The 18,535-nt window shown below is 66.8% G+C and carries 14 protein-coding genes and 1 tRNA gene; 6 read left to right on the forward strand and 9 right to left on the reverse strand.

Features of this window, described 5'->3' with window-relative positions; genetic code table 11:
* Positions 1-11 precede the first annotated feature (11 nt).
* The 3 genes from WT26_RS16240 (at position 12) to WT26_RS16250 (ending at position 4,839) form a co-directional block, all read left to right on the forward strand.
* Entirely contained in the window at positions 12-893 is an 882-nt protein-coding gene (locus WT26_RS16240) for a PhzF family phenazine biosynthesis protein (protein WP_069273783.1), read from the forward strand.
* Between the two features lie 220 nt (positions 894-1,113).
* Positions 1,114-3,453, forward strand: coding sequence for an EAL domain-containing protein (locus WT26_RS16245; protein WP_069273271.1), 2,340 nt, complete (start codon positions 1,114-1,116; stop codon positions 3,451-3,453).
* A 183-nt stretch (positions 3,454-3,636) separates the two neighbouring features.
* Complete coding sequence (locus WT26_RS16250) at positions 3,637-4,839, forward strand: chromate transporter (protein WP_069273272.1); 1,203 nt, start codon at positions 3,637-3,639, stop codon at positions 4,837-4,839.
* A gap of 18 nt (positions 4,840-4,857) precedes the next feature.
* On the opposite strand, the gene WT26_RS16255 is transcribed toward WT26_RS16250, so the two are convergent.
* Positions 4,858-5,295 carry a multidrug/biocide efflux PACE transporter gene (locus WT26_RS16255; RefSeq protein ID WP_069273273.1) on the reverse strand — a complete coding sequence of 146 codons (438 nt, stop codon included), beginning with the start codon at positions 5,293-5,295 and terminating at the stop codon, positions 4,858-4,860.
* A 112-nt stretch (positions 5,296-5,407) separates the two neighbouring features.
* On the opposite strand from WT26_RS16255, the gene WT26_RS16260 reads away from it, so the two are divergent.
* Positions 5,408-6,292 carry a LysR family transcriptional regulator gene (locus tag WT26_RS16260; RefSeq protein WP_069273274.1) on the forward strand — a complete coding sequence of 295 codons (885 nt, stop codon included), beginning with the start codon at positions 5,408-5,410 and terminating at the stop codon, positions 6,290-6,292.
* Positions 6,293-6,326: 34 nt separating this feature from the next.
* Here WT26_RS16260 and WT26_RS16265 read toward each other — a convergent pair whose 3' ends face one another.
* From WT26_RS16265 to WT26_RS16285, 5 genes are all read right to left on the reverse strand, one after another.
* Entirely contained in the window at positions 6,327-6,785 is a 459-nt protein-coding gene (locus WT26_RS16265) for a CopD family protein (protein WP_021158534.1), read from the reverse strand.
* A gap of 265 nt (positions 6,786-7,050) precedes the next feature.
* Complete coding sequence (parC, locus tag WT26_RS16270; protein WP_069273275.1) at positions 7,051-9,372, reverse strand: DNA topoisomerase IV subunit A; 2,322 nt, start codon at positions 9,370-9,372, stop codon at positions 7,051-7,053.
* 69 nt (positions 9,373-9,441) lie between these two features.
* The gene (gene parE / locus WT26_RS16275) at positions 9,442-11,424 is read right to left on the reverse strand and encodes a DNA topoisomerase IV subunit B (protein ID WP_059732945.1); all 1,983 of its coding nucleotides are present in this window, start codon (positions 11,422-11,424) and stop codon (positions 9,442-9,444) included.
* Between the two features lie 260 nt (positions 11,425-11,684).
* Positions 11,685-13,667 (reverse strand): ATP-binding cassette domain-containing protein, encoded by a 1,983-nt coding sequence (locus WT26_RS16280; RefSeq protein ID WP_196774775.1) that lies wholly within the window; start codon positions 13,665-13,667, stop codon positions 11,685-11,687.
* A gap of 175 nt (positions 13,668-13,842) precedes the next feature.
* Positions 13,843-14,250: a DUF4399 domain-containing protein gene (locus tag WT26_RS16285; protein WP_069273784.1), complete on the reverse strand. Its 408-nt coding sequence runs from the start codon at positions 14,248-14,250 to the stop codon at positions 13,843-13,845.
* Positions 14,251-14,449: 199 nt separating this feature from the next.
* On the opposite strand from WT26_RS16285, the gene WT26_RS16290 reads away from it, so the two are divergent.
* The gene (locus tag WT26_RS16290; protein WP_006398668.1) at positions 14,450-14,632 is read left to right on the forward strand and encodes a rubredoxin; all 183 of its coding nucleotides are present in this window, start codon (positions 14,450-14,452) and stop codon (positions 14,630-14,632) included.
* Between the two features lie 126 nt (positions 14,633-14,758).
* Positions 14,759-14,833 (forward strand) — tRNA-Arg (locus WT26_RS16295).
* A 111-nt stretch (positions 14,834-14,944) separates the two neighbouring features.
* Here the strand turns inward: WT26_RS16295 and WT26_RS16300 are convergent.
* The 3 genes from WT26_RS16300 to tssF all read right to left on the reverse strand — a co-directional run bounded on the left by WT26_RS16300 (position 14,945) and on the right by tssF (position 18,500).
* On the reverse strand, positions 14,945-15,145 hold the full coding sequence (locus WT26_RS16300) for a hypothetical protein (protein ID WP_059908629.1): 201 nt from the start codon (positions 15,143-15,145) through the stop codon (positions 14,945-14,947).
* 23 nt (positions 15,146-15,168) lie between these two features.
* On the reverse strand, positions 15,169-16,572 hold the full coding sequence (locus WT26_RS16305; protein ID WP_230461581.1) for a virulence factor: 1,404 nt from the start codon (positions 16,570-16,572) through the stop codon (positions 15,169-15,171).
* A gap of 68 nt (positions 16,573-16,640) precedes the next feature.
* Positions 16,641-18,500 carry a type VI secretion system baseplate subunit TssF gene (tssF, locus tag WT26_RS16310; protein ID WP_069270442.1) on the reverse strand — a complete coding sequence of 620 codons (1,860 nt, stop codon included), beginning with the start codon at positions 18,498-18,500 and terminating at the stop codon, positions 16,641-16,643.
* Between the last annotated feature and the right edge of the window lie 35 nt (positions 18,501-18,535).

Genomic DNA, 18,535 nt, shown 5'->3' on the forward strand with positions numbered 1-18,535 from the left:
GGCGCAACACGGTGCCCGGCCGTCTCGTCCGCTTCAAGCAGGTCGACGTGTTCACGTCGGTGCCGTTCAAGGGCAACGCGCTCGCCGTGGTGTTCGACGCCGATTCGCTCGGCGACGACGCCATGCTCGAGATCGCCCGCTGGACGAACCTGTCGGAAACGACGTTCGTCTGCACGCCGACCGATCCGGAAGCCGACTACCGCGTGCGGATCTTCACGACGGCCGGTGAACTGCCGTTCGCCGGCCACCCGACGCTCGGCACCGCGCATGCGTTCCTGGAAAGCGGCGCGCGGCCGCGTACGCCGGGGCGGCTGATCCAGCAGTGCGGGGTCGGCCTGGTTGCGCTGCGCGAGCAGGCCGACGGCTGGGCGTTCGCCGCGCCGCCGGCCCGTGTCACGCCGCTCGACCGTTCGGACTACGCGGCGCTGGCTGCCGCGCTGCGCAGCGACGCGATCGACCTGGAAGCCGAGCCGTGCGCGGTCGACAACGGCGCGCCGTGGCTGGTCGTGCGGCTGAAGTCTGCCGACGCGTGCGTCGGCCTGTCGCCCGATCCGGCCGCGCTGGCGGCGCTCACGCACCGTTACGGCATGGACGGCCTCGCCGTCTATGCGCCGCACGCAGAAGGCGGCCCCGCGACGTTCGAAATCCGCTGCCTGATGACGGGCGGCAACTTCGGCTTCGGCGAGGATCCCGTCACCGGCAGCGCAAACGCCGCGCTGGCCGGGCTGCTGACACGGCAGGGGCGCCGCCCCGGCCCGTCGTATACGGCCCGCCAGGGTACGGCGATCGGCCGCGACGGCCGCATTTGCGTCGACTACGACGACGACGGCACGACGTGGATCGGCGGCAGCGCCGTCACGATCGTCGACGGCAGTTTCCGGCTTTCCGTCTGATCATCGGATATTTCGCGGCGCGCCATGCGCACCGCGGCTGCCGGCGCTATGCTTACCCAGCTATCGCAAAAACGTTCCAGCCAGTAATATCGGGCCTAATCCGTCGCTTGAGGGTCTGTCCATAGATGCGTTTTTCCGCAGATGAACAGCCGCTGACGCGACCCCATATTCAGCCATCCTGCGGGATGGCGCATGCGCGCCAGGACGCCGCCCCTTTCCGATGAGCTCCGCCCGGTCCAACCACACGCCGCCGACCCGGCCGCTTCGCGCGCCGCGCAAATCGCGCCGGCGTGCGCTATTTGCGATCCCGCTGCTCGGGATGCTGGCGCTTGCGCTGCTGTGGGCCGTGATCATCGCGCGACTCTCGGTGGAAAAGGACAGCGCATACAAGGAGGCGGCGGCTTCCGCGGCGATCCTGTCCTCCGCGCTCGAGCAGCATACGGTCAAGGCGATCCACCAGGTCGACCAGATCACCCGCTTCGTCAAGTTCGAATTCGAGAAGTCCCCCGCGCGCTTCAACCTCGCGAGTGCCGTCGAGAAAGGCGTCGTGCCGAGCGACACGCTGATCCAGGTGTCGCTCGTCAACGCGAAGGGCATCCTGTTCGCGAACACGGCCGAGCTGCATCCGCAGCCGATCAACCTGTCCGACCGCGAGCACTTCAAGGTTCACCTCGCGCACAACGACGACCGCCTCTTCATCAGCAAGCCCGTGCTCGGCCGCGTATCGAGCCACTGGACGCTGCAGATGACACGCCGCCTGAACAACCCGGACGGCAGCTTCGCGGGCATCGTCGTCGTGTCGGAAGACCCGAGCTACTTCACGAACGACTTCTACAACAACGCGGCGATCGGCAAGGAAGGCGTGATCGCGGTCGTGTCCGATACGGGCGGCGTGCTCGCGCGGCGCACGGGCTCGGTCAGCAACGCGCCGGGTGCGTTTTCGGCGTCGGGTGTCTACCCGATCGCCGAGCGCGTGACGGGCACGATCATCGACCCGATCGACGGCGTGACGCGCATCGTGTCGTACCGCCACCTCGACGGCTACCCGCTCGCGGTGATGGTCGGGCTGTCGCAGACCGAGGAATTCGCGGACTACTACCACACGCGCAACGTCTACCTGCTGATGACAAGCTTCATCACGCTCGCGATGCTCGCGTTCTTCGGCGTCGCGACGGGCCTGATCGGCAAGCTGCTCGGCCGCGAGCGCGAGATGACGCAGCTCGCCGAATACGACCTGCTCACCGGCCTCGCGAACCGCTATGCGACGCTGCGCGGGCTGCGCAACGACGTGTCGATGCCGGCGAGCCTGTCGCGGCTCGGGTTGCTGTTCATCGATCTCGACAACTTCAAGACCGTCAACGACACGCTCGGCCACAACGCCGGCGACATCGTGCTGCAGATGACCGCGTCGCGCCTGGCCGATGCGGTCGGCGACGAAGGCTCGCTCGCGCGGATCGGCGGCGACGAGTTCGTCGTCGTGATGAAGGGCGACGACGTCGAGCGGCGCGCGGTACGGCTCGCGGAAGCGATCATCCGGATGTTCAGCGAACCGTTCGACGTGCGCGGCAGCTCGTTCGTGCTGCACGCGAGCATCGGCATCGCGCTGCACACGGTCGCGAACGAAAGCGAGATCGACCTGCTGAAGAAGGCCGATCTCGCGATGTACAGCGCGAAGGACGCCGGCAAGAACTGCTACCAGTTCTACGCGCCGCACCTGTCGCACCGCGCCGACCACCTGATGCGCTGGGAACAGCAACTCCGCGTCGCGCTCGCCGAGGGGCAGCTGTTCCTCGCGTACCAGCCGAAGATCGACCTCACGCACCGCCACATCACCGGCTTCGAGGCGCTCGCGCGCTGGGATCACCCCGAGCACGGGATCATCTCCGCGAACGAATTCATTTCGATTGCCGAATCGACCGGCCTGATCGTGCCGATCGGCGACTTCGTGATCCGCACCGCGTGCGAGCAGATCGCGCGCTGGCGCGACGAGGGCCACGATACGCTGACGCTCGCGGTCAACATCTCGCCGGTGCAGTTCTGGCGCGGCGACCTGATCGAGACGATCTCGAGCACGCTGCAGGAAACCGGCATCGACGCGAACCGGCTCGAAATCGAGATCACCGAAACCGCGATGATGGAATATCCGGAACTCGTGTCCGAGAAGATCGTCGCACTGAAGAAACTCGGCATCCGGATCGCACTCGACGATTTCGGCACCGGCTATTCGTCGCTGTCGTACCTGCACCGCTTCTCCGTCGACACGCTGAAGGTCGACCGCTCGTTCGTGCAGGCGATCCCGAACGATCGCAGCGTGTGCGTGATGGTGTCGTCGATCGTGCATCTCGCGCGCTCGCTCGGCCTGACCGTCGTCGTCGAAGGCACGGAAACCGAGGAGCAGATCACGTGGCTGTCCGCGCTCGGCGAAATCGAGGCGCAGGGTTTCCTGTTCTCGCGACCGGTGCCGGCCGACGCGATTCCCGCGCTGATCGCACGCTTCGGCGTGCGCGGCGGCCGCGCGAAAATCGTCCCGCATCGCGCGACGGGCAGCACCGGCGCCTGAACAACGCCGCCCGGACGCGCGTTGTTTCGTTGTCCGTCCGGCTTGTTTACCTAGCGTTTTCGCGCATGGCCGCCGCGCGCCATCGGTCAGACAATGCCCAAGGCAGGTACGTCCATGGCCAGACGTCCTATATTCAGGGCCCGTTCGCGCGAGTGACGACGGGTCCGCGTCTCTATACACGCCATGATGAGCGTCGAAGTCGAAGCCGCCCGGCACGTGGAGCAGGAATCCCTGTGGGCCTTTTTCAAGGTCGTCATGGGCATTTCCGCCGTGTCCTGGGGCGGGCTTTCGATGATGGCGCAGCTCGAACGCCACTACGTGGAGCGGCTGCGGCGCATCGAGCCGCCCGCGTTCGGCGACATCGTGTCGCTGGCCTGGCTCGTGCCGGGCCCCGTAGGCTGCAACGTGGCGGTACAGGTCGGCCAGACACTGCATGGCCGCGTCGGCGCGTGGATCGCCGGCGTCGCGAGCGTGCTGCCCTTCTCCATCCTGATGACGCTGTTCGCGATCTTCTATCGCACGCCATTCGTACGCTCGCTGGCTGCGCCGATGCTGATCAATCACTTCGGCATGGTGCTCGCCGCGCTGATCGGCGTCACGTGGGTCAAGCAGGTGCGCGCGCTCGCGCGCACACGGCGCGAACAGCTGATCGCCGCGCTGTCGACGATTCTGCTCGCGTTCGCGCACAGCCCCGCGTCGTTCGTCGTGACCCTGTTCGCCGCATTCGCGGCGGGCTGGCTGACCGGGCCGCCGCAGGAGAACCGGGTCAATTTCACGCTGGCGAAGCGCGACCGCAAGCTGCTCGTCGTGCTCGCGGCGTTCGTCGCGCTGTTCGCGCTGCCGATTCCCGGCAACTATCAGGCGACGCTGCTGTGGCCGCGCCTCGCCGGCGCGGGCATGACGCTGTTCGGCGGCGGCTTTTCGGCGCTGCCCGTGCTCAAGACGCTGTTCGTCACGCCGGCAACGGGCATCTCCGATCACGACTTCACGCTTGCGTTCGCGCTGTCGCCCGTCGCGCCCGGGCCGCTGCTGAACGTCGTGCCGTTCCTCGGCTACCTGACCGACGGCTGGGTCGGCGCGCTGCTCGCGACCGCCGCGCTGTTCATTCCGTCGGGCTGCCTCGTCGTGTTCGCGCAGAACCATCTGTCCCGGCTCAAGCGCCATTCTCGCTTCGAGCACGGGATGCGCCTGCTGCGCGCGGCAACCACGGGTTTTCTCGTCGTCGCCGTCGTGAGGATCCTGCACCGCGAACCGGGCGACCCCGTGTACTGGCTGACGGGCGCCTTCGCGACACTTTGCTTCGCGCGCTTCAAGGTGCCCGTCTACGCCGTGTACGGCACGGTCGCGGTTGCATGCGGCGTGTGGCTGTGGGCGGCCGCGCACTGACCGCCGGCCGCCTGCGGCTCACGCGGCGACGCGTCGCGCGAGCCGGCGCGCCCGCAGGCTGTCGTACGCGAGGTTGAAGGCGAACGTATAAGGCAGGAAGAACAGCACGATGCCGAGGTCGAGCAGCAGCGCCTCGACGAGGCCGATGCCGAGCCACCATGCGGCGAGCGGCACGACCATCGCGACGAGCCCCAGTTCGAACGCGACCGCGTGCACGATCCGCAGGCCCACGTTGCGCACCCAGCCGAAGCGCCGCTCGAGCCGGTCGAACAGCGTATTGAACGCCATGTTCCACGCCATCGCGATCAGCGACACCATCACCGTCAGCACGCCGACGTGCGACACCGGCATGTCGAGCAGCCACGCGCCGAGCGGCGCGCACAGCGCGATCGCGACCAGCTCGAACGTCAGTGCATGCAGCAACCGTTCCGTCATCGTTTTATTCGTATGTTTCATCGCAAACCTCGGGTCCTGTGTCATCCATGCCCGCCATTCTGATCGGCCTGACCGGATGATTCCAATTGGTTATCATCGGTTTTTCCGATAAGACGATGCCAGGAGATCCCGTATGCGCCACGCCCCCGAAGCCCTGCTCGCATTCGCCGAAGCCGCGCTGCTCGGCTCGTTCACGGCCGCCGCGCGCAAGCTCGGCAAGCGCCAGTCGACGGTGTCTGAGGCGATCGCGAACCTCGAGATCGATCTCGGCGTGCAGTTGTTCGACCGCTCGACACGCGCGCCGACGCTGACCGACGCCGGGCGGGCGCTGCTGCCGCAGGTGCAGCGCGCACTCGAGGCCGGCGCGGCAATCGACCGCACGGCCGCGCGGCTCGCGCGCGGCGAGGAAGCACGGCTGACGCTCGTCGTATCCGATACGTACCAGTCGAAGCGCTACGAGGAAACGTTGACGGCGCTCGAGCGGCGCTTTCCCGCGCTCGAGTTCGAATGCCAGATCGCCGAGCACGACGACGTGCTCGACCTGATCCAGCAAGGGCGCGCACAGCTCGGGCTGATGGCCGCGCGCGCGGCCTACCCGGCCGACATCGGCGCGGCGACGATCGCGGAGGAATCGGAGATCGGGCTGTTCGTCGGCCGCACGCACGCGCTCGCCGAATACGGCGACGCCGACGTGCCGCACGCCGCGCTGCGCGACGTGCGCGAACTGCGCCTCAATACCTATGCGATGCCGGACGGGCGCGGCGAAGACGGCCGGATCGTCGCCGGCGCCCACCGCTGGTCGGCGCCGAGCTACCTGATGCTGCTGGAGATGGCCGTGCAGGGGTTCGGCTGGGCCGAGCTGCCGCGCTGGATGGTCGACCACTTCGCGCGCGATCGCCTGTGCGAACTGCGGGCGCGCGGCTGGCCGCGCCGCGTGCGCGTCGATGCGGTCTGGTCGCGCAACCGGCCGCTCGGCCCGGTCGGCTCATGGCTGCTCGATGCGATGCTCGCCGACTGAGCGGCGCGGCCGCGCACGCGGTCGGCCGCTGCCGTCAGAAGCCGCGCGACAACACCGCCGCGCCGATCGTGACGACGCCAAGCACGAGGTTCACGAGGACGAGCAGGCGCACCGTATTCACCGCGCGCGCGCCGTCCGGCCACTTCTGCGCCTGCACCGCACGACGGATGCGCGGGAACAGCGCGAAGCGGATATGCCCGAAGATCAGCATCATCACGACGCCGAGCCCGGCCATCGCATGCAGCGACCACGTTGCGTGCGCGCCACCGAATTCCACGAGCAGGAAGCCGCCGGACAGCAGGATCACGATCACGGCACCCGACACCCAGTTGAAGAAGCGGCCGAACACGCCTTCGATCAGCGGCAACCGAAGCTGCGGCGACAGGTCGGACAGCGCCGGACGCAGGCAGAAGTTGGCGAAGACCATCCCGCCCACCCACACGGCGACGGCCAGCAGATGAAGAAACAGCGCGACGGAGACAGCGTGGGACATGGCGAGCATCCTGTTATGAGTTGAATACGTCGGACCGGCCGGGCATGCGGCGGGCCTGCGCGATGCGCGAACGGGTTGCGCGCCAACCGGCACGCACGCGGCATCGAGCGACGTTCGACAGGCGCAGCCTCGCGCGGTTCAGGCCCGTGGCGGGATTTCACAATATTTTGCAAGTGCCGAGTGACGACCCGGCATGCCGCGCATGAAAAAGGCCGCACGCCCGCCGAAGCGGCCGTGCGGCCCGTGATGCCGCCCGAACGCGCGCTCAGCCGAGCAGCGGACGCAGCTCGTTGACGACCTTGAGCTTCGTCTCCGGCGCGCGGCCCTTGCGTGCGCGCTTGCCGACGTGCGGCGCCAGCCCCGCATACGACAGCGTCTCGTCCTGCGCCTTGCCGCCGCGGCCGGTACCGATCAGCACGACGCCGGCCGGATCGATCGCGAGCGCCTGAACGAGCGTTTCCTTGTCGTCGAGCGCCATCAGGATCACGCCGCGACCGCCGCCGGACAGCGTCTTCATCTCGTCCATCCCGAACACCAGCAGGCGGCCGCCGCTCGACAGGCACGCGACCTGCGTCGCGTTCGGCAGCACCGGCATCGGCGCGAGCGGCACCGCGCCCGCATCGATGGTCATGAACGACTTGCCGGCCTTCACGCGGCTCACCATGTCGCCGACCTTCGCGAGGAAGCCGAAGCCGTTGCTCGACGCGAGCAGCAGTTGCTGGTCAGCCGGCGCCGCGTAGTAGTGCATCAGGTGCGAGCCCGATTCGAGCTCGATCAGCGACGTGACCGGCACGCCGTCACCGCGCCCGCCCGGCAGCACCGACACGTCGACCGAATACACGCGGCCGCTGCTGCCCCACGCGATCAGGCGGTCCGGCGTGCGGCACTGGAACGCCGCGTACAGATGGTCGCCGGCCTTGAACGTGAAGCCGGCCGGGTCGAGCCCGTGGCCCTTCAGCGCCCGCACCCAGCCCTTCTGCGACACGACCACCGTCACCGGTTCGTCGACCACCTTCGCCTCGAACGTCGCGCGCTTTTCCTGCTGGATCAGCGTGCGGCGATCGTCGCCGTACTGCTTCGCGTCGGCCTCGATCTCCTTGATCATCAGCCGCTTCATCGCGCTTTCGTTCGCGAGCAGTTCCTCGAGCTTCGCCTTCTCGTCGCGCAGCGCTTCGAGTTCCTTCTCGATCTTGATCTTCTCGAGCCGCGCGAGCTGGCGCAGCCGGATCTCGAGAATGTCTTCCGCCTGCCGTTCGCTGAGGCCGAACGCGCTCATCAGCGCGGCCTTCGGCTCGTCCGACTCGCGGATGATGCGGATCACCTCGTCGATGTTCAGGAAGACGATCATCCGCCCTTCGAGGATGTGGATGCGATCGTCGACCTTCGCGAGACGATGGCGGCAACGGCGCGTCATCGTCAGCTGGCGGAACTTCACCCATTCGTCGAGGATCGTCAGCAGCCCCTTCTGGCCCGGCCGGCCATCGGCGCCGATCATCACGAGGTTCAGCGTCGCGTTCGATTCGAGGCTCGTGTGCGCGAGCAGCGTGTTCACGAATTCCGTCTGGTCGATCGTGCGCGACTTCGGCTCGAACACGAGCCGCACCGCCGCTTCCTTGCCCGACTCGTCGCGCACCGCTTCGAGCAGGTCGAGCATCGCCTTCTTCGTGTTGAGCTGCTCGGGCGTGAGCGTCTTCTTGCCGAGCTTGAGCTTCGGGTTCGTCAGCTCCTCGATTTCCTCGAGCACCTTCTGGCCCGACGTGTTCGGCGGCAGCTCGGTGACGACCAGTTGCCACTGGCCGCGCGCGAGATCCTCGATCTTCCAGCGCGCGCGCACCTTCAGGCTGCCGCGGCCGGTTTCATAGGCCGTCGCGATTTCGGCGTCGCTCGAGATGATCTGGCCGCCGCCCGGGAAATCCGGGCCGGGGATCAGGTTCATCAGCTCCGCGTGCGAGAGCTTCGGATTGCGGATCAACGCGACCGCCGCCGCCGCGACCTCGCGCAGGTTGTGCGACGGGATTTCGGTGGCGAGACCGACCGCGATGCCCGACGCGCCGTTCAGCAGTACGAACGGCATGCGGCTCGGCAGTGTCTTCGGCTCCTCGAACGAGCCGTCGTAATTCGGCATGAAGTCGACCGTGCCCTGGTCGATCTCGTCGAGCAGCAGCTTCGAGATCGGCGTGAGCCGCGCTTCGGTGTACCGCATCGCCGCCGCGCCGTCGCCGTCGCGCGAGCCGAAGTTGCCCTGCCCGTCGATCAGCGGGTAGCGCAGCGAGAAATCCTGCGCGAGTCGCACGAGTGCGTCGTACGCCGACTGGTCGCCGTGCGGATGGTATTTACCGAGCACGTCGCCGACGACGCGCGCCGACTTCACCGGCTTCGCGTCCGGGCCGAGGCCCATTTCGTTCATCGCGAACAGGATCCGGCGCTGCACCGGCTTCTGGCCGTCGCACACGTCGGGCAGCGCGCGGCTCTTCACGACGCTGACCGCATAGCTGAGATACGCCTGCTCCGCGTAGTTGCCGAGCGTCAGCGCATCGCTCTCTGGCGCGTCGGAGCCGGCAAAGAGATCGGAGGTGTTGTCGTCCATCTGAATTCCGTATTCGTAAGTGGCGTGAGGCCGGGCCGGGCGTCATGCCCGGCCGCGCGGATTCCCGGCTTAAATGTCCGCTTCGACGTCGTTGCCCTTTTCCTCGAGCCAGCCGCGTCGCGCGGCTGCCTCGCCCTTGCCCATCAGCATCGTCATGCGCGCGACGGTCGACTCGTAATCGAGTTCGCCGAGCTTCACCGGCATCAGGCGGCGCGTGTCGGGGTTCATCGTCGTATCCCACAGCTGCTCGGCGCTCATTTCGCCGAGACCCTTGAAGCGGCTGATGCTCCATTGCGTCTCGCGCACGCCGTCCTTGCGCAGCTTGTCGAGAATCGCTTCCAGTTCGCCCTCGTCGAGCGCATAGAGCTTCTGCGCCGCCTTCTTGCCGCGTGCCGGCGCATCGACGCGGAACAGCGGCGGCCGCGCGACGCACACGTGGCCGCGCTCGATCAGTTGCGGGAAATGCTTGAAGAACAGCGTGAGCAGCAGCACCTGGATGTGCGAGCCGTCGACGTCCGCGTCCGACAGGATGCAGATCTTGCCGTAGCGCAGGTTCGACAGGTCGACGCTGTCGTCGGGGCTGTGCGGATCGACGCCGATCGCCACCGAGATGTCGTGCACCTCGTTGTTCGCGAACAGGCGGTCGCGCTCGGTTTCCCAGGTGTTCAGCACCTTGCCGCGTAGCGGCAGGATCGCCTGGTATTCCTTGTCGCGGCCCATCTTCGCGGAACCGCCCGCCGAGTCGCCCTCGACGAGGAACAGTTCGTTGCGCGTAATGTCCTCGGTCTCGCAGTCGGTCAGCTTGCCGGGCAGCACCGCGACGCCCGAGCTCTTGCGCTTCTCGACCTTCTGGCCCGCGCGTGTGCGCGCCTGCGCCTGCTTGATCACGAGTTCGGCGAGCTTCCTGCCGTGCTCGACGTGCTGGTTCAGCCACAGCTCGAGCGCCGGACGCGAGAACGACGACACGAGCTTCACCGCGTCGCGGCTGTTCAGGCGTTCCTTGATCTGCCCCTGGAACTGCGGATCGAGCACCTTCGCGGACAGCACGAACGACACGCGCGCGAAGACGTCTTCCGCGAGCAGCTTCACGCCCTTCGGCTGCAGGTTGTGCAGTTCGACGAAGCTTTTCACCGCCTGGTAGAGACCGTCGCGCAGGCCGGATTCGTGCGTGCCGCCGGCCGGCGTCGGGATCAGGTTCACGTACGACTCGCGCACGAGCGAACCTTCCTCGCTCCACGCGACGACCCACGACGCGCCCTCGCCTTCGGCGAAGGTGTCGTCGCCCGAACGCGAATCGGCGAAACGCTCGCCCTCGAACAGCGGAATCAGCAGCTCGCTGCCGTTCATTTCGTCGAGCAGGTAGCCGCGCAGGCCGTCTTCATATTTCCACGTCTGGCGCTCGCCGCTCTTTTCGTTGACGAGCACGACCTCGACGCCCGGCAGCAGCACGGCCTTCGAGCGCAGCAGGCGCTGCAGCTCGCCGAGCGGCAGGTTCGGCGAATCGAAATACTTCGGGTTCGGCCATACCTGCACGCGCGTGCCGGATTTCTTTTCGCCGCGGCCCGCGCCCTGCGTCGCGAGCGGCTTCACCACGTCGCCTTCGGCGAAGCCGAGTTCCGCGATCTTGCCGTCGCGCCAGACCGTCACGTCGAGGCGTGTCGCGAGCGCGTTCGTCACCGACACGCCGACGCCGTGCAGGCCGCCGGAGAACGTGTAGGCGCCGCCCGCGGCCTTGTCGAACTTGCCGCCCGCGTGCAGGCGCGTGAATACGATCTCGACGACCGGCACGCCTTCTTCGGGGTGCATGCCGAACGGGATGCCGCGGCCGTCGTCCTCGACCGAGACCGACTGATCGGCATGCAGCGTGACCGTGATCTGCTTGCCGTAGCCGCCGAGCGCCTCGTCGGACGCGTTGTCGATGACTTCCTGGATGATGTGCAGCGGATTCTCGGTACGGGTGTACATGCCGGGCCGCTGCTTGACCGGCTCGAGACCCTTGAGCACCTTGATCGATGCTTCGCTATAGGCCGCGCTGGGTTTCTTCGTTGACATAGGCGCTGAATTTCGTCATTCATCGGGACGTTGTCCACACCTCGTGTGGATAACGTCGTGGACAAAACGTTGAGTTCCGTAAAAAAGCGAATCGAAACAACGGTGTGCTTGGACTGCTCCGAAAGCGGGCGCGCGGCGCACGCCGCGAGCGCCCGAAACGGGCCGTATTCTACTGGTTCCGCGCGGCGCGCCATCGGACGAAAAGCGCGGCGGTGCAGCACGGCGGCGCACGCGCGCGCGACGGGCCGCCCCGCCCCGCGTCACGGCTTGCGCTTCGCCTCGAGCGTTTCCCACCGCTCGAGCGCCGCGAGCAATTCGTCGTCGATCGCCGCGAACCGCTCGGTCAGGCGCGTGCCTTCCTGCGGATCCTTCGCGAAGATCGAACCGTCTTCGAGCTGTGCGCCGATCGTCTTCTGTTCTTCCTCGAGCATCGCGATCCGGTCGGGCAGCGAATCGAGCTCGCGCTGCTCGTTGAACGACAGCTTCACCGTGCGCTGCGCGTTGCGGCCCGCAGCGCTTTTTGCCGGCTCGTCCTTGACGGGCGCCGCTTCCTTCACCGCGCGCTTCGCCGCTTCCTGCTGCGCGAGCTGATCCGCGCGCGCGCTCTGGATCTGCCAGTCGGTGAAGCCGCCGACATATTCGCGCCACTTGCCGTCGCCCTCGGACGCGATCACCGACGTCACGACGTTGTCGAGGAACGCACGATCGTGGCTGACGAGCAGCACCGTGCCGTCGTAGTCGGCCAGCAGCTCCTCCAGCAGTTCGAGCGTCGGGATGTCGAGGTCGTTGGTCGGTTCGTCGAGCACCAGCACGTTGGCCGGACGCGCGAACAGGCGCGCGAGCAGCAGCCGGTTGCGCTCGCCGCCCGACAGCGACTTCACCGGCGAACGCGCGCGCTCCGGCGCGAACAGGAAATCGCCGAGATAGCTCATCACGTGCTTGCGCACGCCGCCGATCTCGACCCATTCGCTGCCGGGGCTGATGGTATCCGCGAGGCTCTTTTCCTGGTCGAGCTGCGCGCGCATCTGGTCGAAATACGCGACCTGCAGGTTCGTGCCGGTGCGCACCGTGCCTTCGTCGGGCTTCAGTTCGCCGAGAATCAGCTTCAGCAGCGTCGTCTTGCCGGCGCCGTTCGGGCCGATGAAGCCGATCTTGTCGCCGCGCATCACCGTCGTCGAGAAGCGATCGACGACCGTGCGGCCGCCGTAGCGCTTCGTCACGTCGGTCAGCTCCGCGACGATCTTGCCGGACTTCTCGCCCTGCGCGACGTCGAGCTTCACGTTGCCCTGCGAATTGCGGCGCTCCGCGCGCTCGTTTCGCATCTGCACGAGCCGCGCGATGCGGCCGACGCTGCGCGTGCGGCGCGCTTCGACGCCCTTGCGGATCCACACTTCCTCCTGCGCGAGCAGCTTGTCGAACTTCTCGTTTTCCACGCGCTCGACTTCGAGCTGCTGCGCCTTGCGCGTCTGGTAGGCGGAGAAATTGCCCGGGTACGACAGCAGCCGGCCGCGGTCGAGATCGACGATGCGCGTCGCGACGCGGTCGAGGAACGCGCGATCGTGCGTGATGAACAGCAGGCCCGCGCGCTGCGCGACGAGCAGCTCTTCCAGCCAGCGGATGCCGTCGAAGTCGAGGTGGTTGGTCGGTTCGTCGAGCAGCAGCACGTCGGGCTGCAACACCAGCGCGCGCGCCAGCGCGACCCGCTTCTGCATCCCGCCCGACAGCGCGTCGACGCGCGCGTCGACGTCCGCCAGGCCGATCTGCGCGAGCGTCATCGACACGCGCGTGCGCCAGTTCCATGCGTCGTGCGCGTCGAGCGACGACTGCAGCGCGTTCATCCGCGCGAGCAATGCATCGTGTTCAGCGCCTTCGGGCGTATCCGCGAGGCGGTGCGCGATCGAATCGTATTCTTCGAGCACTTCGCGCGTGTGCGCGAGCCCCGACGCGACCGCATCGAACACCGTCGCGCCCGGCTCGAATTCGGGCTCCTGCGGCACATAGACGGTCACGAGCTCCTGCTGGCGCGTGACCAGCCCGTCGTCGGGCTTCGCGAGCCCGGCGACGATCTTCAGCAGCGACGACTTGCCCGCGCCGTTGCGGCCGATCAGGCCGACGCGCTCGCCGGCTTCCAGCGAGAAATCCGCGTGATCGAGCAACGCGACGTGACCGAACGCGAGCTGCGCGCCGGTAATGGAATAGAGCGACATGGGGAGACGGCGAAGAGAGAAATCGGAAGCGCCCATTGTACCGGTCGCGGGCGCCGGCACCGGTATGGCCGGACGGATGATGCCGCAAGGCCGGCCCGTGCGGGCCGGTTGCCGGGCGGCGGGCGTGGGCGGCGGGTGCGGAACGGCTGGTTGCGGAGGGCCCGTGCGGCCCCTCGCGCGGACCGCCGGGCCACCCGCACGGGTTCGCCGCTTACTGGGCGTTGACGACGATGGTCTGGCTCATTTCGGGGCCGTACGAGCGGTGCGCGCCGTCGCCGAACTGCAGTGTCAGCGTGTGCTGGCCGGGCGGCAGCCTGATCTCGGTTTCGGTCTGCGCCTTGCCGAAGTGCAGCGAACGCTCGCCAGCCGGAATCACGTCGCCCTTCGGAATCGGCCGGCCGTCGATCAGCAGGTGATGATGGCCGGTATCCGGCGTCATGTCGCCGGCCTGCCGGAGCTGCATGTCGCCTTCGAGACCGAACTTCACGTGTACGGGGGTCCGCACTGTCGCGCCTTCCGCCGGCTCGACGAAATATACGCGCGCCTCGGCCCGCGCGACCGTCGACACGGCCATCGCCGCCACGCATACCGCACTCGCGATCCACTTTTTGTTCAGCATCGCATTCTCCTGATGGTTGGACAGCCCGGGAAGCATACACCGCACGTACGGCATGTGTGTTCCGGTTGCGTTGTTCGCGATGCGTACGTTTAAAACGACGTTGCGGAGCCGTTCGGCGAAATTCCGGTACCATTGCGCCTTTCGTCCGCCGGCCAGGCTGCGGACGGCATTACCCTGATTTCAATATCGTGAGCGCCACATGAGCGAAGTGACCGAATACCAGAGCTGGGTCTGCCTGATTTGCGGGTGGGTCTACAACGAAGCGGAGGGGCTGCCCGACGAAGGCATCGCACCCGGCACCCGCTTCGCCGACATTCCCGCCGACTGGCGCTGCCCGCTGTGCGACGTGGGCAAGGAAGATTTTGTCGTCGTCGATTTCTGATCGCGCAATGCATTCGCGCGGGCACGCGTTCCGTGTGCCGGTGCGAACGCACGTTTGCTATACTCTGCGCGCTGTCCACACTGCCGTCCGGTTCGCGCTGCGCGCGACACGCCGGAATCGCAGGCTCTCCCCGTAGTTCAATGGATAGAACAAGCGCCTCCTAAGCGCTAGATACAGGTTCGATTCCTGTCGGGGGGACCAGATATCCTTCAGGGCTTTGCAGCGTTTCACAAGAGAACCCTGCCAGGCTTGGCTTTGCGGGTTTTTGTTGCACCCTTCCGCAATCGACTGCCAGCAGAAACAACCCCTTGCCTAGGGGTGTTCTGGGGGTTGCGACAATCCCGCCGCAGCAACAACCCCAACCTCGGCTGACGATGCGGTCTCGCGAGGCGTGACTGCCTGCGCACGCCCGGACACCAACGCCGTCGCCAGCACGAACACAGCGAACGCCAGCAGGGCTTGCAACATCACCAGGCGTTTCATCACCTCGCCTACCCGGATGATTCCGCGCATTGCGTCCGTCCTTGTTCCGTCGTTTACCAGGAATAGCCCTGCTGCCGGTATTGCTCGTCGTAGCGCCGTCCCCACCACGGCAGGTACGCATTGCTTTCGCCCCGCGCCCGGAACCAGTCTGCGCCTGCGTCGATCGGCACCACCTGCTGCGGCGGCTTCACCACCACCGCCACCGGATGCTCGGCATCCGTCGTGCCCGCCACCAGTACATGCTCGCCCAGATGGTTCGCGCGGCCGATTGCCAGCACCACGTCGGTCAGCGCTGTACCCGCGCCCATCTCGCCGAGCAGCCCCGGCGTGTTGAAGGTCTGCTTCTGGAAGTCGAATTCCGGCAGCGTCTCGGTCAGCGTACGGCCCAGTGTGCCGATCCGCGACGACGAGGTATCGTTGCCCTTGCCTGCGTCGTGGATCACGTAGTTGAGGTCCGTCACCGGTACGTTCGCGTTCTGCGCAGCAGCGGCAATCGTGGCCTTCCATGCCTCGACGGCGCGCGTCGTTCCGGCCTTCGCCTCGAAGTCGTGCACGTTGCCCGTCGCAGCCTTGCCGATCCAGGCGAGCGGGGCGCGCTCGGTTTTCATGTCCGGGCCGGCAAGGATCAGCAGTGCCAGGTTCTCGTTAAGCTGGCTATCCACCGGCGGGAAGCTCGGCGCATCCCAGTTCATCACCCACACGCTCTTCTGCGGGTTCGCCTGCAGGTAGTCGAGCGCCGCGTTCAGCGAGGTAAAGCCCGCGTTGGGGCCGCCGGGCGTCACACGCACATCGGGCGGGGTGTCCTTGCTCCAGAGATTCGGGGACCAGACGTTGCCAATATTGAACTCGCTGACAATCTCGCGGCGCACATATTCCCGGGCTTCGTCGGGATCGAGGCGGCCAGCGGGAATCGCGTATTCGAGGTGGATGCCAGCCAGTTCACGCCACTGTCTTTTGTCCTCCGGTGCGACCGTGTAGAAGTATTTTTTATTCATCACATACCGTTCGCCGAAGATCTTGAAAATCGTTTCGATGTACTTGTGATGGTAGCCCTTGAAGGTTTCCGATCCGCGGCCACCGCTAACCAACCCGATCGACTGGAGCGTCGCGAAGCGCTTGGGGTTAGTGCGCACCATGTCATCGTTACGGTTCGGCTTGACAAGCCCCATCGTCCAGAGGATCTGCCACTCGGTCGGATAATCGCGCCGCTGCAGCGGGTTCAGCCATTCGAGCCCTACCACCTGCACTACGAATGGCTTGCCCGTGGCTGTGGCTGCTGCCGTCGATGCGTTCTCGCGAGGCGTGGCTGCCTGCGCCCGCCCGGACACCAACGCCGTCGCCAGCACGAACACAGCGAACGCCAGCAGGGCCGGCAGCATCACCAGTCGTTTCATTACCTCTCCCATTGTCCACCCGTCGGGCAGCGCCCGGCTTCCGTTTGCTGTCAGCATCCACATCACTTCTGCGCCCAAAATCGCCGACCTTCCAGTTCGTCGCGAACACGCGCTGCGTAAAGATGCCCTGTTCAAAGTGCCGGGATGCCGCCGGGCATCAACCGGCCACGCACCAGCACCGAGCCGTTCTGCGCCGACAGCATCACGAGCTGCGCAAAGCTGTGTGCGGGGGCATAGCGCACGAACACGCTTTCGAGCACGCGCGCGAATGTGTCGATCGACAGGCCTGCCAGCGCCTGTTCGTCGACGGTCAGCTTCACCCTCAGCCCCCGCACCAGCCGCGGCGCGGGAACCGTCATCCACTCCAGCACTTCGTCGCGGCACAGCCCCACGATGCCGTCGATCTGCCGCAGCGCCTGCTGCCGGCCGTCCGGAACATGCTGCCGGAGCAGATCCTTCAGCGCGGGCAGGCCGCTCTGATCCAGACTGAACGGCCCGGCGGACATCATCGACAGCAGCGCCCAGTGCCGGCCCCTCTCCCTGGGTCCGGACGTACTGGCCGTCGGCCGCACCAGCATCGCGATCCGCCCTACCAGCGCCTTGTCGCCATAGACCAGATCTCCCTCCGCTGCGCCGTGCACAAGCGACGCCGGCCGGTTGCCGTTCGTGCATCGCAGGTCGGCATCGATCTGTTCGCCATCGTCCAGCTCGACCGGCAGGCCATCCATACCGACGAAGGACAGCAGCGTGTCCTGCCCGGCCACGAACCGCGACAGCCGCGCGTCGCGCTCCGCGAGCCAGAAGAACGGCACCGGGCCACGTTCATCCCCATACTGCGGTGCGTTGTGATGGGAAAGCGAGTCATACGGCGGGACGGGCGCAACCGTCGTGCCACTGTCCGTCTGTCTCGTCAGGCGCACCGCATCGACCGCATAGACCTGCGCCTGCTCCGGCTTCAGCGTCTGCGGCACAAGCGGATAGACCGGCTGCTTCATTTCCTCGAAGAGCACCGGGGCGGCCGGACAGGGAAACAGGTTGATGACCGGGGTGCACGACAGCAGGAAGTTCGCTGCGGACAGGTCGCTCATGGCGACGGCGGGCGCGGACTCCTGATGCAGGCCGCTGATGGGCACATGCAACGTGAGCCGTCCGCATGGCCCCGCCGCGCGCAGCAGCAGTGCGAGATCGATGTCGAGAAACTCGAACTTCTGCGGGAAGGCGAAGTATTCGAACAGCAGCCGGAACGACGCCTCCAGATCCCGTTGGCTGCCTGTCAGCAGCGCCTCGTCGTCGTGAAAGCCGACGGGCGAGACAGGTACCGCGGGCAGTGCAACCCAACGCCCGTTGCCCTCCGCCTCGACGAACGACACCGACGCGCGCTGCAGCAGCGCGTCGATAAGCGCCGCGACGGTCGACTGTGGCCCGTTGACGAAGACCCGTGCTGTCGCCGGCGCAACACCGCTCAGGTGCATCCCGGCCGTGGCCGTCGCGAACGTCAGCGAGATCACCGCGGTCGTGCCGGACGGCAGCCGCACGCTGGCGGGCGCGGACGAGAATGGGCTGTAGCGTGCGCCTTCTATCCGCAGCGGCGAGAGCGTAACGTCGTATGCCGTCCTGAACGGATATTCACCGGTCCGCGTTTTCACTTCCGTGCCACGGCGGAGCACGGCGGGCTGCGTCAGGCGCTGTGTCGCGCCACTGCCTTCGACGCGAGCGATCGAGCACGACGGGAACGGCCGCAGGTAGTCCGGGTAGGTGATTTCGAGCAGGGATTCCGTGAATTCGGCGTAGTCGTCGTCGAGCTTTGCACCGATACGTGCGTTCTGCAGCGCCGCCTGCTGGATGAGACGCTCGACGTGCGGGTCTTCCGAGTGCTGGCCCGAGATCAACAGGCGCGCCGCCTGCTTCGGATAGCGCCGGGCGAACTCGCTGAGCGAACCGCGCAGCAGCGCCAGTTCGCGCTCATAGTGGGGGAGCAGGTTGTCATCCATGCAGCAGGAACAAGAACGGACGTATCAAATGAATG

Origin of the sequence: Burkholderia cepacia, from assembly GCF_001718835.1 — a bacterium.
In the GTDB taxonomy this organism is placed as follows: Bacteria; Pseudomonadota; Gammaproteobacteria; order Burkholderiales; family Burkholderiaceae; genus Burkholderia; species Burkholderia cepacia_F.

Excerpts from the sequence above, each read along its gene's own strand:
- WT26_RS16280 (WP_196774775.1), bottom strand. The coding sequence starts at position 13,667 with ATGGGCGCTTCCGATTTCTCTCTTCGCCGTCTCCCCATGTCGCTCTAT.
- WT26_RS16285 (WP_069273784.1), bottom strand. The coding sequence starts at position 14,250 with ATGCTGAACAAAAAGTGGATCGCGAGTGCGGTATGCGTGGCGGCGATG.
- WT26_RS16290 (WP_006398668.1), top strand. The coding sequence starts at position 14,450 with ATGAGCGAAGTGACCGAATACCAGAGCTGGGTCTGCCTGATTTGCGGG.
- WT26_RS16245 (WP_069273271.1), top strand. The coding sequence starts at position 1,114 with ATGAGCTCCGCCCGGTCCAACCACACGCCGCCGACCCGGCCGCTTCGC.
- WT26_RS16300 (WP_059908629.1), bottom strand. The coding sequence starts at position 15,145 with ATGCGCGGAATCATCCGGGTAGGCGAGGTGATGAAACGCCTGGTGATG.
- WT26_RS16255 (WP_069273273.1), bottom strand. The coding sequence starts at position 5,295 with ATGAAACATACGAATAAAACGATGACGGAACGGTTGCTGCATGCACTG.
- WT26_RS16250 (WP_069273272.1), top strand. The coding sequence starts at position 3,637 with ATGATGAGCGTCGAAGTCGAAGCCGCCCGGCACGTGGAGCAGGAATCC.
- parE (WP_059732945.1), bottom strand. The coding sequence starts at position 11,424 with ATGTCAACGAAGAAACCCAGCGCGGCCTATAGCGAAGCATCGATCAAG.
- WT26_RS16265 (WP_021158534.1), bottom strand. The coding sequence starts at position 6,785 with ATGTCCCACGCTGTCTCCGTCGCGCTGTTTCTTCATCTGCTGGCCGTC.
- tssF (WP_069270442.1), bottom strand. The coding sequence starts at position 18,500 with ATGGATGACAACCTGCTCCCCCACTATGAGCGCGAACTGGCGCTGCTG.
- WT26_RS16260 (WP_069273274.1), top strand. The coding sequence starts at position 5,408 with ATGCGCCACGCCCCCGAAGCCCTGCTCGCATTCGCCGAAGCCGCGCTG.
- WT26_RS16305 (WP_230461581.1), bottom strand. The coding sequence starts at position 16,572 with ATGTGGATGCTGACAGCAAACGGAAGCCGGGCGCTGCCCGACGGGTGG.
- parC (WP_069273275.1), bottom strand. The coding sequence starts at position 9,372 with ATGGACGACAACACCTCCGATCTCTTTGCCGGCTCCGACGCGCCAGAG.